Below are 13,746 nucleotides of genomic sequence, written 5' to 3'. Positions count from 1 at the left end.
AAATAGTAAAAAGGAAAGAAGGTATCTTCTTTCCTTTTTACTATAGTTGTTCAAATTCATTATTACTTATCCAAATTAGCTATATACTATGGGTGAATACCGATTTCTAATAGCTCAGTAAATGCATGAGTATGGATAGGTTTACTATAATAGTAACCTTGAATAAACTGACATTTATTTTTTTGAAGGAAATTCACATGTTCTTTCGTTTCTACACCTTCAGCAATAACAGACATTCCTAATGTATTTGCTAATGTGATAATCGTTTTAATAATTTCCATTCCATCTTCACACGTTTCAGACATTGTTATAAATTCTCTTGGGATTTTTAACGTATCTATTGGATATAAAGGTAAATACGCTAGTGAAGAATAACCTGTACCAAAGTCGTCGATTGAAATGTGAACTCCTAAACCCTTTAGTGTGCGGAGCTTTATCAATGTTTCTCGCTCATCCATCATTGCAATGCGCTCTGTTAATTCAAGGTCGAGAGAACTTGCCGATAAGCCTGTAGCTACTAATGTAGAAGAAATAGACTTTACAAAATCTTCTTGTTCAAATTCTTTAGCAGATAAGTTTACACCAATTTTTAAATGAGAATATCCGAGTGTGTGCCAACGTTTCATTTGCTCACAAGCTTGGTGTAACGTCCATTTTCCTATTGGAATAATTTGTAGTGTTTCTTCTGCAATCGGAATAAACTCGTATGGAGAAATAACGCCTAATTCAGGATGATTCCACCTGATTAGAGCTTCTGCACCGATAATTTTATTAGATGCACTATCAACTTGAGGTTGATACAAAAGGAACAATTCTTCATTTTGTATTGCGTTTGGTAAATCTTTTTCTAATCGTAATCGTCTTTCAATTTTTTTAGCGATTACATCGTCATAAATAGAGACAGAGTTAAGTTCTTTTGCTTTCGCATCATACATGGCAACATTAGCGTTTTTCAAAAGTGTAGCGGTATCGATTCCGGAATGTGGATAAATAGCAATGCCGATACTAAGTGATAAAGTTAATGTATGCTCATGTATGACAAACGGTTTTTCCATGCATTCAAATAACTGGTTGCATAAATCGAATAAGGAATCTTCGTCAGTATAGTTTTCAATTAAGATTGTAAATTCATCGCCACCGATTCTTGACAGATGAGTATGTGATGGAAGACATGATTGGAATCGCTTCGCTACTTCTTCTAATATGTGATCTCCTGCCGAATGTCCAAGTGTATCGTTAATTGCTTTAAAGCGATCTAAATCTAAATATAATAATGCAAACTCGCTTTCTGTCGTTTTAGCATGTTTTATAATTTTTTTTAATTTCTTATGGAAAAAGGCACGGTTCCCAATTTTCGTTACCGTATCATAGAATGCTAAATACTTTATTTCTTCTTGTTGCTTTTTTAGTGCGGTAATATCTTTTACCATAATATAGCTTCCTGAAATTTGTCCGTCTATTATAATAGGGACGATGGTAACGTATAAAAAATAAGTAAAACCATCTTTATATTTAGAACTTAGTTGTAAGTATGCCGATTCTTGTTGTTTCACCTTTTCTAATGCAGATGTTAGTTTATGTTTGTCTTCGTCTAAAATAATTGAAAAACATGTTTCACCGAGTAACTCATCTGTTGGTGCCCCAAGTAGTATACTCCCGGCTTGATTTACATTTAAGAATACGCCGTGTAAATCAATTGTAAAAATAGGATCAGGGTGATATTCATATAACGATTTAAACTTTTGTTGTTTTTGAGATAGAGCCTCTGATTTATGAACTAAATCAGAAGTCCGTAAAGTCACTTTTTCTTCTAGTTGCGCATTAAATGCCTGTAAATGTTTTGTTAGGGAATTGTTTTGCATACGTACAATAGAATGACGAATGAGTACGAAAATGAAAGTAATACAATTTCCTGTAATGAGAGTTGAAGATGCTGTTTGTTCTTTTAATGTAAACCCGATTAGTATTGCAACAGCAAGATAGGGAAATACAACTAAAGCCTTTTTTCCTATTATAGGGTTAACAATGAAATAATTTTTATGGCTATTACGATCTGCTGAAATAGATCCAGCTATTGCAATAAACAATATAGGTATTCTATATAAAAGACGTAATAATGTTATCGTTTCAGTTGATAAATGGTTATTTAAGTAGAAATAAATATAGTTAAAAGTTGCAGAACTTATTAATACAAAAATAAAGATATAAATCTTCCGTTTAGAATTAAAAATTGTCGGACGGAAAAAGAGACTAACGCCTAGTAGAAGAAATAATAAATCTGCAATTGGATATAGAAATGAAAGGAAAACATCTCCTAGTGAAAGAGAGAATATATTTAAATTTGGTTGATTAAATAAATACCACTCTAATGTGAATATGGAAGTAAGTACTATACATATATCACAAATAAAGAACGCTTTTTCCCATTTATCGCATTCTTTTAAAATTTTATAACTGAAAGCGATAAGACAAAAGAGTAGAAAAAACATGTAAAATACATCAGAAATAGTAAAACGATGTATTGGAATTTCGAAGAAGCTATCTTGATATGTATATACTATTTTTCCTAATAAAAAACTCCCAATTGCTATTGTGATACATATCCAAAATGGATTTGAACTGACTTTTTTAGAATATATAGAATAAATTAGTGATACAAATGTAATGGCTTCAACGATAAGTGAAGCGAAGCGTACATCCGAATTTGAAAAATGAGTAGGGAACAGATAAAAAAATATAAAATAGATTGAATAGCATATTAATGTTCCGATTAATATACATAGTTGTAAATTTTTATTTAATTTCAATAAAATCACCTTCTTTAATTATGCACTATATTCGTAATATCTATACATAATAATATTATTTAAGAATTGTATCAGATTTCCTTGTAAAAATCTTGTTTATAAGGAAAGTATTGAAGAGTTTAATACTTCTTAAAATTGAAAAATATTGAGTTTGATAATATGTACTTCATCAAGATTTTAAATGGAAATTGTATATTTAGTCATCCTTTGAATTGTAAAGGTTTTTTAGTAATTTGTAAGTGGAGATGCACAATTGCATATAAAATGATGAGAATCCTCTTTTGTGCTGATCTTTTGATTGTTATAGGCTATTTTAAGTAAGGTTTTCATTTTTAATCTGAAAATTAACATTTGTAAAAATGTTACAAAAGGATATAAAATAAGAACGTGTATTCTTACAGAGTGGATAGTATTTTCACTAAATAGGGAGGACTTTTTATGTTATTTCGAATGAAAGGTGCAGAAGTATACTATGAAATTGTGGGTGAGGGTAAACCAGTCATTAATATACATGGCTGTGCGCCGGATCATAGGTTAATGATGAAATGTATGGAATCAGTATTTCAAAAATATGAAGGTTATCAACGAATATATATTGATTTACCTGGAATGGGGAAATCGAATGCTCCAGATTGGATAAATAGTTCAGATCATATATTAGAAGTGTTAAATATATTTATTGAAGAAATCATTCCAAAGAAAGATTTTTTACTAGTAGGAGAGTCTTTCGGCGGATATTTAGCTAGAGGGATACTTTCAAAAATGTTTGAGAGAGTCAATGGATTATTATTAATATGTCCTGTGGTTGTTGCGCTGCAAAAAGAAAGGCGTTTGCCGGATAAACAGATAATTGTACAAGATAAGGAGTTTTTAAATACGTTAACTTCTACCGAAAGAAATGAATTTAGGGAGTTAGCAGTGGTAGCAAATGAATATACATATAAGCGATTTAAAGAAGAAATTAAGCCGGGGTTAGATGTTGCTAATTATGAATTTATTGAAAGGTTGCAAAAAAATTATTCTCTTACTATGGAGTTTCACCGAAAGAAATATGAGAAACCCGTTCTTTTATTAGCAGGAAGACAAGATATATCGGTAGGTTATCGAGATGTTATAGAAATTATTGAAGATTATCCAAGAGCAACATTAGCGGTGCTTGATATGGCGGGACATAACTTGCAAATTGAACAGCCTGAACTATTCGAGAGTTTAGTAGGAGAATGGATTACACGAACAAAACAACAAAATTTATAAAAAACAAATGAATATTTTCAAGGAGGAAGTATGAATACATATATCTATATGGTTAGGCACGGTGAATCATCAAAATTAGAAGGGAGTGAAAGAACACGTGGTTTAACTGAAAAGGGAAGTTTAGACGCTCATAGAGTAACAGACATATTAAAAACAGAGGGAATTGATACTTTCATTTCAAGTCCATATAAGAGGGCTGTGTTAACGATAGAAAAAACAGCCAATTTCTATGAAAAAGAAATATTAGTATATGAAAACCTTAAAGAGTGTATGTTTTCCAGTGGGGATCAAGTTATATCAGATAAAGAGGTGTATCCACTTGTAAAGAAGATGTTCTCTAATCCTGACTTTGCACTCATGGAAGGAGAGTCATATAAGGATTGTCAGAGACGGGTAGTGAAAGTGTTAAAGGAAATATTAATGGATTTTCAAGGACAAAAAATTGTAATTGGCACACATGGGCTTGTAATGACACTCATGATGAATTATTTTGATAAGCAATACGGGTTTGGATTTCTAATACATACATCAAAGCCGGACATATATAAGCTGGAATTTAATGATGAACAATTATTGAATGTAGAAAAATTATGGATAGGAGAATGAAACTGAATATATGGAGTATGTTTTAATTCGTACTTATAAAATATACTTTTTTATAGAAAGCATTTTTATCAACTATTTTTAGAATCTTAAATCAATAAGTAATTATTCAATTTCTGAATAATATAAATGGAAGTTGGTTTAAGGAAACAATTTTAAATTTGACGAAACTCCAAACGTTGGATTTATATTCAAACAGAGAAAAAGATGTAGAATTTTGTCTTACGGTCCCCGTTTACTTTTCATTTCATTACATATAGGCTTTGTGGTGTAAAGGGGAACATCATCTTTACACAAAATTTATAAGGAGGACATTGTGATGAAAAAGATTAAAAAGTTTGCGGGAGTTGCTTTAGCGGGGACGATTGGATTAAGTGGACTACTGTTTTTAGAACCAAGTGTAAGCGCTGCGGAAACAAAGCAGGTGAAAGAAGGAAATTTCAATGCGATTGATGTAACGATGAATCAAAGTGAATTTTATGTATTGAGTGGTAGAAGTATTGATATTCTTTCTGGAGATAAAGAAGCAATTCAGTTAAATAAATACACAATTCGTTTTAGTAAACCAGGGAAGTATGTAATTAAAGTAAATGGCTGTATTTATGACGATGTATATACTTTTATTGTGAATGAGTAGTATATATTCTGAAATTGTGAGATGAAAAAAGAAACACCCTATTTGTGGTGAGAATCGTAAATAGGGTGAATTTATTTGTATTAAGCTGTACTTTAAATATGTTCACTAACTTTCTCTTTGCTATGTAAAGTATGTAAGAGTGTTTGAAACATCTTAAATGATTGCTGAAAGATTGGACTTTGAATAAAGGTGTAAAGAAAAGTTACGATGAAAACAGGACCTCCTAGCATAAATCCAATAACTAGTACAACACATTCTACTATAATTCTAGCACGGCTAATAGACAGTCCTGTTTTGTCGGAAATAGTAAGCATGAATCCATCGCGAGGGCCAGCACCAATCCCAGCCGCAACATACATCCCTCCCCCAATACCTGTAATTGCAATACCAGCAAATAAAATGAGTAAGTTCATCCATAAATAATCACTAGCGTTTGGAAGGATATTTGATTGTAAGAAAAAGTCCATAATGGGACCGATAAGTAGTGCATTTAAAAATGTGCCCACATTTATATATTTTCGATCTACTAGTAAAGAAATGAGAACGAGACATAATCCACATATGACACTCCACGTACCAATGGTCCACCCAAACCTTTGGTAGAGAGCCATGTTTAAAACTTCCCAAGGGTGTAAACCGAGAAATTTAACTTTGACTGCAAGGGCGTTTCCAAGGCCGAAAAAAATTAATCCTAAGAAAAAAAGAAAATAGCGAAAGAGAGTTAGCCTCATCTTTAAAACCTCCCATATTTTATAATTATGTATATTACATGTAAGAGTTTTAATGTACAAATATTACGACTTTTTAGCTGCTATTTAAAATTGCTAAAATACAAATGAAATATATATTCGCAGTCAAAAAAGTTAAAATATTTCGTTTTAAGGATTATAATAGAACGAGAAACATAAAAGGGAGTGAATGAGTTTGAAACAAGAACTTATTGAAAGATTTACGAGATATGTAAAGATTGATACACAATCAAATGAAGAAAGTCATACAGTACCAACAACACCTGGACAAATTGAGTTTGGTAAGTTATTAGTGGAAGAGTTAAAAGAGATTGGCTTAACAGAAGTAACAATGGATGATAATGGGTATGTAATGGCAACACTTCCTGCTAATACGGATAAGGATGTTCCTGTAATCGGCTTTTTAGCACATTTAGATACGGCAACAGATTTTACAGGGGAAAACGTAAAACCACAAATTCATGAAAATTTTGACGGCAATGCAATTACGTTAAATGAAGAGCTAAATGTTGTGTTAACGCCAGAACAGTTCCCAGAGTTACCATCTTATAAAGGACATACGATTATTACAACAGATGGTACGACACTTCTTGGAGCAGATGATAAAGCTGGTCTGACTGAAATTATGGTTGCAATGAACTATTTAATACATAATCCGCAAATTAAACATGGGAAAATAAGAGTAGCATTTACGCCGGATGAAGAAATTGGTCGTGGGCCAGCGCATTTTGATGTAGAAGCGTTTGGTGCATCATGTGCTTATACGATGGATGGAGGTCCATTAGGTGGTTTAGAGTATGAAAGCTTTAATGCTGCAGGTGCTAAGTTAACGTTTAACGGAACGAATACACATCCTGGAACAGCGAAAAATAAAATGCGTAACGCAACTAAACTTGCTATGGAGTTTAATGGGCACTTACCAGTAGAAGAGGCACCAGAATATACAGAAGGCTATGAAGGATTCTATCATTTACTTTCATTAAATGGTGATGTTGAGCAAAGTAAAGCGTATTATATTATTCGAGATTTTGATCGTGAAAATTTTGAGGCGCGTAAACATAACGTTGAAAATATTGTGAAGCAAATGCAAGAGAAGTATGGACAAAATGCAGTCGTTTTAGAAATGAATGATCAATACTATAACATGCTTGAAAAAATCGAACCAGTGAGAGAAATTGTTGATATTGCATATGAAGCGATGAAAAGTTTAAATATCGAACCAAACATTCATCCGATTCGTGGTGGAACAGATGGATCACAATTATCGTATATGGGATTACCAACGCCGAATATTTTCACAGGTGGTGAAAACTATCACGGTAAATTTGAATATGTTTCGGTGGATACGATGGAAAAAGCTGTTCAAGTTATTGTGGAAATCGCAAGACGATTCGAGGAACAAGCTTAAAAAAGAACCAAGTAGTGCGGATGCGCTACTTGGTTCTTTAGTATAATACTCGCCACAAATAAAAAGTTGCGTAAGACTCCCAGTTGGTCCAATTTGCCGCAAAATCTTTTATTTCCTGTTTAGTCGGTTTACTTTCAGAACCTGTTATATATTTAATTGCATTGTGCAAGCCAACATCGTCAATTGGAAAAGCGGAAGGAAATCGTAAACAACGCATTAAAACATAGTTGGCAGTCCATGGTCCTATACCATGTATAGCAGTTAATTGTTTTTCAGCTTGTTTCACATCTTGTATTTGCAGTAAAGATTCTTTTGATAGTTTTCCTTCTGTAATAAGCTTTGCAATACCGATTACATATTCGCATTTTCTAGTCGTCATTTTTAATTTTTTAAGATCCTCTACGTGTAAATTGGCAATCGTTTCAGGAGAAGGGAATATCCAATGTTTTCTACCGTTCCATTCTACATAATTTCCATAGTGTTCGACTAATCGTCTTTTTAGCGTATAAGCATATGTGAGATTAATTTGCTGACCGATAATTCCCCAGGAAAGTGCTTCAAATAAGTCTGGAATACCTAAAGTACGCAGGCCATAATATTGTTCAATTGGCCTTTGAAGGAGTACATCATGTTTAGCTAATGTATAAAAGGGAGCTAAATCAGTAGTTAAATCAAACCACTCTTTCACATAGTTAGCTATAGCTTCGTGTATCGATTCTTCAGATGTATATAATTCTTCTAAAAAACGTATTTGAATATTACCATCCGTATTCATACTCATTTCAACTAAAGGATGTACATCATGAACGGGGATAACTTTATAAATTTTGTTATCTTCAATGTGAAACATACATTCATTGTTAGAACGTGATAGATAGCGTAAATTTTCTTGGAAACTAAATTCTGTTGGAACTGCTAAAGTTAATGGGCTAGTATACTCTGCTGTCATATGCATTCTACCTGTGACTTTTCTAATGTAAGCAACTCTTTCTTCATTTCTAATCCACCTCTAAAACCGGTTAGTTTACCATTCTTTCCAATAACACGATGGCAAGGAATCGTAATAAGAAGAGGGTTGGCAGCAATAGCAGTAGCAACAGCACGTACAGCAGTAGGCTTTTGTATTCTTTCGGCAATTTCTGAATAAGAATATGTTTTTCCATAAGGAATTTCACGTACCGTATTCCAAACAGATAATTGAAAATCAGTTCCGTAAGCATCGATAGGGAATGTAAAAGTTTCTCGTTTACTTTCTAAATACTCGATAACTTCTTTCGTATATGATTGTAGATAATCTGGATTACAGGCCAATATATGTTGGGGCAATTTTTTTCTAGCCCATATATTTAGTTCTTCAAAGCTTTCATCTTGAGACCCAATGAAACATAGTCCATGTTCCGTTGCAGCAACATGAAAATGCCAATTTTCATGTGTAAGTAGCGTCCAATATATAAATTTATTTTTGTAGGAATTCATTATTGTATCCCTCTTTCATTTCGTTCTTTTTTCGGTATTCAGTAGGAGTAAATCCGGTTTTCTTTTTAAATAAAGTTGCGAAATACTCGGGGTTTTCTATCCCGACAGCAGTACTAATTTCTTTAATGGATTGATTTGTTTGTAAAAGGTGTTCTGCCGCTTTAACAATCCTGAACTGCTGTATATATTCTATTGGACTTATTCCTGTCATTTTTTTGAAAGTTCGTTGTAAATGAAAGGGGCTACCATGGCACATTTCCGCAAGTATGTCGAGAGTTAATAATTTGTTAAAGTGCTTTTCGATATAATTTTTAATTTGTTTTACCCACTCTTCATTAGGTAAAGTGAGCCCATTTGGCTTACAACGTTTGCACGGGCGAAAGTTTTCACTCAATGCTTGCTCTGCATAATGAAAAATTCGTACATTGTTTCTATTCGGTATTCTTGATTTACATGACGGTCTGCAAAAGATTCCGGTTGATTTCACGGCATAAAAGAATTTGCTATCATAGGAAGAGTCATTATGAATAATTGCTTGCCAATACTCATTTGTTAACGTAACCCCTTCTTTGTGCAAAGAACATCACCTCTGAAATTAGTATAACCTGAATGAAGTGCATATGTATGTATTCACAAATGTAAGAGCAAGATTACAAAGGGGAAAATATGATTGTTTTTCTATTTTGTGATAGCATGAAATTTGGAAATAAACATCAAGAGGAGGGCTATAAGTGAAGTTAATTTCATGGAATGTAAATGGTTTGCGAGCAGTTATCGCAAAAGGTGGATTTTTAGAATATCTCGAGGAATCAAATGCTGATATATTTTGTTTACAAGAGATTAAATTACAAGATGGGCAAATTGATTTAAATCTAGAGGGATATTATACATACTGGAATTATGCTGTGAAAAAAGGATATTCAGGAACGGCTATTTTTTCGAAAAAAGAACCGCTTTCTGTTACATACGGTTTAGGAATTGAAGAGCATGATCAAGAAGGACGAGTTATCACTTTAGAATTCGAAGATTTTTACATGATAACGTTATATACACCAAACTCAAAACGAGGATTAGAACGATTAGATTACAGAATGAAATGGGAAGATGATTTCAGGGCTTATATTAAGCAATTAGATAAAAAAAAGCCCGTTGTTTTTTGCGGAGATTTAAATGTTGCTCATAAAGAAATCGATTTAAAAAATCCAAAAAGTAATCGTAAAAATCCTGGATTCTCTGATGAGGAAAGGGAGAAATTCACACGTATTTTAGAAGAAGGATTTATTGATACGTATCGTTATCTGTATCCTGATCAGGAAGGTGCATATTCGTGGTGGTCGTATCGTATGGGAGCCAGAGCAAAAAATATTGGATGGCGTTTAGATTATTTTGTTGTTTCGGAAAGAATGAAAGACCAAATAACAGAGGCGAAAATTAATAGTGAAGTAATGGGATCAGACCATTGCCCAGTTGCATTACATATAAATTTCTAAAAAAAGAAGTATCTTCCTAACATTAGGCAGATACTTCTTTTTTTATTCAGTTTGTTAAAATTTTTCAAATCTTTCTTGAAATAATTGCATATTAAATATATACTTAGTAACGATAATCATTATCAATGAAAAGGTTATCAATGGATGAGGTGTAAAAGAATTATAGTTTAGGGGAAGTGAACGAGAATGAGTTCTGGATAGAATTATTAATATAATGAAATATATATGTGAGACAAGTTTCATATAGTTAAACTTTATTGAGAATATAGTTTGAGAATTCGAGAGGAGTTATATAAAGATGAACAAGAAGTTATTTACTTTAGGGATGGTTACAGTTTTAAGTGTAGGATTAGCAGCGTGCAATAGTGCAGATAAGACTTCAGGGGAGCAAAAGCAACAGACAAAAGCTACGGAAACGAAAAAAGACGAAAAAAGAAAAATTACATATTTAGGTAAAGAATATACAGTACCAGCAAAAGTAGATAAAATTGCGACAGCTAGTTTAGAGTCAATGGAAGATGCAGCAGTACTTGGAATTAAACCGGTTGGTGCCATTACTGTTGGTGGTAAATTACCGAAGTATCTTGAAAAAGATTTAGAAGGTGCGAAATCTGTTGGTGAGAAGATGGAACCAAATTTTGAAACATTATTGCAATTAAAACCAGATGTTATTACATCAAGTACGAAATTCCCAGCAGAAACAGCTGAGAAATTTACGAAAGTAGCTCCGACGCTCCCAGTATCACACATTTCAACAAATTGGGAAGATAACTTAAAGTTAATGGGAGAATTAACTGGTAAAAAAGATAAAGCAGAAAAAATTATTAAAGATTACAATGCGGATGCTGAAAAGGCAAAAGCAAAACTAGGAGATAAGTTAAAAGACAAAAAAGTACTTGTCATTAGACTAAGAGCAAACGAATTATTCCTATATCCAGAAGGAGTATACTTCAACCCTGTCATTTATAAAGACCTTGGGCTAACTGCTCCAGAACAACTTAAAACTGTAAAAGCACAAGAGAAAATTTCATTTGAAAAACTTGCTGAACTGAACCCAGATTATATTTTCTTACAATATGAGACAACTGAAAATAAAAATCCGAAAGTACTAGAAGAAATTGAAAAAAATCCAATTTGGCAAAGTATGAATGCTGCGAAAGAAAAGAAAGTATTTGTAAACGTTGTAGATCCAATGGCACAAGGTGGTACAGCTTGGAGTAAAACAGCGTTCTTAAAAGAAGCAGTGAAAAACTTATCTAAATAATACAATAAGTAAGGTGCGTTGAATGATATGCAGAAAACGAATGCAGTACCAGTAACGATTTTATGTATAGCACCCATATTGATTTTAATTACCGTTATACTTTCTGTTTTATATGGTGCGAAAAACATTGATGCTGAAACAGTGTGGAATGCATTATTTCATTTTGATTCAAGCGATGTAAATCATAATATTATTATTACTTCACGTTTGCCAAGGGTAGTTGCAGCTCTTTTAGTCGGAGCATTTCTAGCCATATCAGGAGCACTTATGCAGGGGATGACAAGAAACTATCTTGCATCCCCTTCTATTATGGGTGTGACGGATGGGGCAGCTTTTGTTATTACACTTTGTATGATTTTTCTTCCGGGAATGTCATCAATTGGTATGGTTTTATGTTCAATGATTGGTTCTGCACTTGGAGCTGGTATCGTGTTTGGTTTTGGTTCGCTCCTTCAAAATGGCTTATCACCAGTTAGGCTAGCAATTATCGGAACAGTTATTGGAACATTTTTAAGTAGTGTATCTGCTGCAATGGCTTCATATTTCCAAATTTCTCAAAATGTTAGTTTTTGGTTTAATGCAAAGTTAGATCAAGTGGACCCTAATATCATTAAAATCACGATACCATTTGGGATAATTGGAATAGTTTTAGCGCTGTTAATATCAAAATCTATTACTATTCTTTCTTTAGGGGAAGAAGTTTCTATTAACCTAGGTCAGCGTACAAAAATAATTAAAGCGATGGCAATTTTATCGGTTATTTTCTTAACAGGAACAGCAGTTGCTTTAGTCGGGAAAGTTGGTTTTGTAGGTTTAATTATTCCGCACATTACTCGCTTTATAATTGGGGTAGATTATAAGTGGATATTGCCATGTGCAGGCGTTATTGGCGGAGTTTTCTTAGCATTATGTGACGTTTTAAGTAGATTTGTAAACTATCCATTTGAAACACCAATTGGAGTCGTTACCTCCTTAATTGGAATTCCTTTCTTCCTTTATTTAATCCGTACAAGAGGAGGAGAGAGACATGCTTAAAAGTTCAAGTCAGCGCTTTGGAATGACAATGGGGATTATTATATTTTTAATACTATGTGCTATTTATATTAGTTTAACGAATGGTACGTTTGATATTACGATTAAAGATGTATTTAAAACACTCTTAAGAATAGATCCAGTACCAGATCATGATTTAGTTATTTTTGAGTTTCGTCTTCCGCGCATTGTAATTGCTGGATTAGTAGGATTAGGTCTCGGTGTTGCAGGTGCTGTAATTCAAGGGATTACGAGAAATGGGTTGGCGGATCCAGGTATTTTAGGAGTAAATGCCGGGGCAGGAACAGCAATCGTCATCTTTATGTTTTTCTTTCAAGGACAATTAAAGAGCACAGACTGGGTTTCTATTATGATGATGCCAATGTTTGGTTTAGTCGGCGGATTAGGCGCAGCTATCATCATTTATCTGTTTTCTTGGAAAAATGGTAAGTTAGATTCACAGCGTCTTTTATTAACAGGGATTGCAATTGGATCAGGATTTGGAGCATTTTCTATGTATTTATCACTCAAAATGAAGTCAACTGATTTCGAGATGGCTGCAGTTTGGGTGTCAGGAAGTATATATAATGCAAACTGGAAGTATATTATTGCAATGCTACCATGGCTTATCATATTAATTCCGCTTATACAAAAGAAAGCTTATTTATTAGATTTATTTCAATTGGAAGAAACGAGTATTACAAGTTTAGGTGTTTCAGTAGAAAGAGAGAAATCTATTTTATTACTAAGTAGTATCGGACTTGTCAGTGCATGTGTTGCAGTTTCAGGAAGTATTGGTTTCATTGGATTAATGGCACCGCATATAGCGAAAAGACTTGTCGGTATTCAGCATAAGCATATTATTCCTACGTGCGGAGTAATCGGAATGTTCCTTGTAATTGCTTCAGACTTTATCGCAAAAACAGTTTTCACACCTGTAGAGTTACCAGTTGGAATCGTTATTTCTATTGTCGGTGTACCGTATTTCTTATATTTACTTTATAAGGCGAAAGCGTAAGAGGAGGA

At 33.2% G+C, this 13,746-nt stretch carries 13 protein-coding genes; 8 read left to right on the top strand and 5 right to left on the bottom strand.

Annotated elements, in window-relative coordinates; all coding sequences use genetic code 11:
• Positions 1-86: 86 nt before the first annotated feature.
• Positions 87-2,807: an EAL domain-containing protein gene (locus tag JDS82_RS00180; RefSeq protein WP_199712488.1), complete on the bottom strand. Its 2,721-nt coding sequence runs from the start codon at positions 2,805-2,807 to the stop codon at positions 87-89.
• 438 nt (positions 2,808-3,245) lie between these two features.
• Between JDS82_RS00180 and JDS82_RS00175 the strand changes: the two genes are divergently transcribed.
• The 3 genes from JDS82_RS00175 (at position 3,246) to JDS82_RS00165 (ending at position 5,301) form a co-directional block, all read left to right on the top strand.
• Positions 3,246-4,061 (top strand): alpha/beta fold hydrolase, encoded by an 816-nt coding sequence (locus tag JDS82_RS00175; RefSeq protein WP_000898923.1) that lies wholly within the window; start codon positions 3,246-3,248, stop codon positions 4,059-4,061.
• Positions 4,062-4,091: 30 nt separating this feature from the next.
• On the top strand, positions 4,092-4,667 hold the full coding sequence (locus tag JDS82_RS00170; RefSeq protein WP_001099571.1) for a histidine phosphatase family protein: 576 nt from the start codon (positions 4,092-4,094) through the stop codon (positions 4,665-4,667).
• Between the two features lie 316 nt (positions 4,668-4,983).
• On the top strand, positions 4,984-5,301 hold the full coding sequence (locus JDS82_RS00165; RefSeq protein WP_000721341.1) for a hypothetical protein: 318 nt from the start codon (positions 4,984-4,986) through the stop codon (positions 5,299-5,301).
• Positions 5,302-5,393: 92 nt separating this feature from the next.
• Here JDS82_RS00165 and JDS82_RS00160 read toward each other — a convergent pair whose 3' ends face one another.
• The gene (locus JDS82_RS00160; RefSeq protein WP_001241265.1) at positions 5,394-6,032 is read right to left on the bottom strand and encodes a YczE/YyaS/YitT family protein; all 639 of its coding nucleotides are present in this window, start codon (positions 6,030-6,032) and stop codon (positions 5,394-5,396) included.
• A 193-nt stretch (positions 6,033-6,225) separates the two neighbouring features.
• On the opposite strand from JDS82_RS00160, the gene pepT reads away from it, so the two are divergent.
• Positions 6,226-7,458, top strand: a complete 1,233-nt coding sequence (gene pepT / locus JDS82_RS00155) for a peptidase T (RefSeq protein ID WP_000807005.1) — start codon at positions 6,226-6,228, stop codon at positions 7,456-7,458.
• Positions 7,459-7,495: 37 nt separating this feature from the next.
• Here pepT and JDS82_RS00150 read toward each other — a convergent pair whose 3' ends face one another.
• Genes JDS82_RS00150 through JDS82_RS00140 form a run of 3 tightly spaced genes read right to left on the bottom strand, consistent with a single transcriptional unit; the run spans position 7,496 to position 9,511 of the window.
• The gene (locus JDS82_RS00150; protein WP_199712487.1) at positions 7,496-8,407 is read right to left on the bottom strand and encodes a DNA-3-methyladenine glycosylase family protein; all 912 of its coding nucleotides are present in this window, start codon (positions 8,405-8,407) and stop codon (positions 7,496-7,498) included.
• Entirely contained in the window at positions 8,404-8,934 is a 531-nt protein-coding gene (locus JDS82_RS00145) for a methylated-DNA--[protein]-cysteine S-methyltransferase (protein ID WP_199712486.1), read from the bottom strand. Before JDS82_RS00145 ends, JDS82_RS00150 begins: the two co-directional genes overlap by 4 nt.
• The gene (locus JDS82_RS00140; protein ID WP_199712485.1) at positions 8,915-9,511 is read right to left on the bottom strand and encodes a bifunctional transcriptional activator/DNA repair enzyme AdaA; all 597 of its coding nucleotides are present in this window, start codon (positions 9,509-9,511) and stop codon (positions 8,915-8,917) included. Before JDS82_RS00140 ends, JDS82_RS00145 begins: the two co-directional genes overlap by 20 nt.
• A gap of 154 nt (positions 9,512-9,665) precedes the next feature.
• On the opposite strand from JDS82_RS00140, the gene JDS82_RS00135 reads away from it, so the two are divergent.
• From JDS82_RS00135 to JDS82_RS00120, 4 genes are all read left to right on the top strand, one after another.
• Complete coding sequence (locus tag JDS82_RS00135; RefSeq protein WP_199712484.1) at positions 9,666-10,424, top strand: exodeoxyribonuclease III; 759 nt, start codon at positions 9,666-9,668, stop codon at positions 10,422-10,424.
• Positions 10,425-10,722: 298 nt separating this feature from the next.
• Positions 10,723-11,688 (top strand): iron-hydroxamate ABC transporter substrate-binding protein, encoded by a 966-nt coding sequence (locus JDS82_RS00130; protein WP_064472399.1) that lies wholly within the window; start codon positions 10,723-10,725, stop codon positions 11,686-11,688.
• A gap of 27 nt (positions 11,689-11,715) precedes the next feature.
• On the top strand, positions 11,716-12,723 hold the full coding sequence (locus tag JDS82_RS00125) for a FecCD family ABC transporter permease (protein ID WP_064459853.1): 1,008 nt from the start codon (positions 11,716-11,718) through the stop codon (positions 12,721-12,723).
• On the top strand, positions 12,716-13,738 hold the full coding sequence (locus tag JDS82_RS00120) for a FecCD family ABC transporter permease (RefSeq protein ID WP_064472398.1): 1,023 nt from the start codon (positions 12,716-12,718) through the stop codon (positions 13,736-13,738). Before JDS82_RS00125 ends, JDS82_RS00120 begins: the two co-directional genes overlap by 8 nt.
• Positions 13,739-13,746: the final 8 nt, after the last annotated feature.

This window comes from Bacillus cereus group sp. N14 (genome assembly GCF_016483555.1).
Classification (GTDB): Bacteria; Bacillota; Bacilli; order Bacillales; family Bacillaceae_G; genus Bacillus_A; species Bacillus_A wiedmannii.
Note: the sequence above shows the minus strand (reverse complement) of the source record. Positions and strands in the feature narration are given on the sequence as shown.

Excerpts from the sequence above, each read along its gene's own strand:
- JDS82_RS00175 (WP_000898923.1), top strand. The coding sequence starts at position 3,246 with ATGTTATTTCGAATGAAAGGTGCAGAAGTATACTATGAAATTGTGGGT.
- JDS82_RS00170 (WP_001099571.1), top strand. The coding sequence starts at position 4,092 with ATGAATACATATATCTATATGGTTAGGCACGGTGAATCATCAAAATTA.
- JDS82_RS00165 (WP_000721341.1), top strand. The coding sequence starts at position 4,984 with ATGAAAAAGATTAAAAAGTTTGCGGGAGTTGCTTTAGCGGGGACGATT.
- JDS82_RS00160 (WP_001241265.1), bottom strand. The coding sequence starts at position 6,032 with ATGAGGCTAACTCTCTTTCGCTATTTTCTTTTTTTCTTAGGATTAATT.
- JDS82_RS00150 (WP_199712487.1), bottom strand. The coding sequence starts at position 8,407 with ATGACAGCAGAGTATACTAGCCCATTAACTTTAGCAGTTCCAACAGAA.
- JDS82_RS00145 (WP_199712486.1), bottom strand. The coding sequence starts at position 8,934 with ATGAATTCCTACAAAAATAAATTTATATATTGGACGCTACTTACACAT.
- JDS82_RS00130 (WP_064472399.1), top strand. The coding sequence starts at position 10,723 with ATGAACAAGAAGTTATTTACTTTAGGGATGGTTACAGTTTTAAGTGTA.
- JDS82_RS00125 (WP_064459853.1), top strand. The coding sequence starts at position 11,716 with ATGCAGAAAACGAATGCAGTACCAGTAACGATTTTATGTATAGCACCC.
- JDS82_RS00120 (WP_064472398.1), top strand. The coding sequence starts at position 12,716 with ATGCTTAAAAGTTCAAGTCAGCGCTTTGGAATGACAATGGGGATTATT.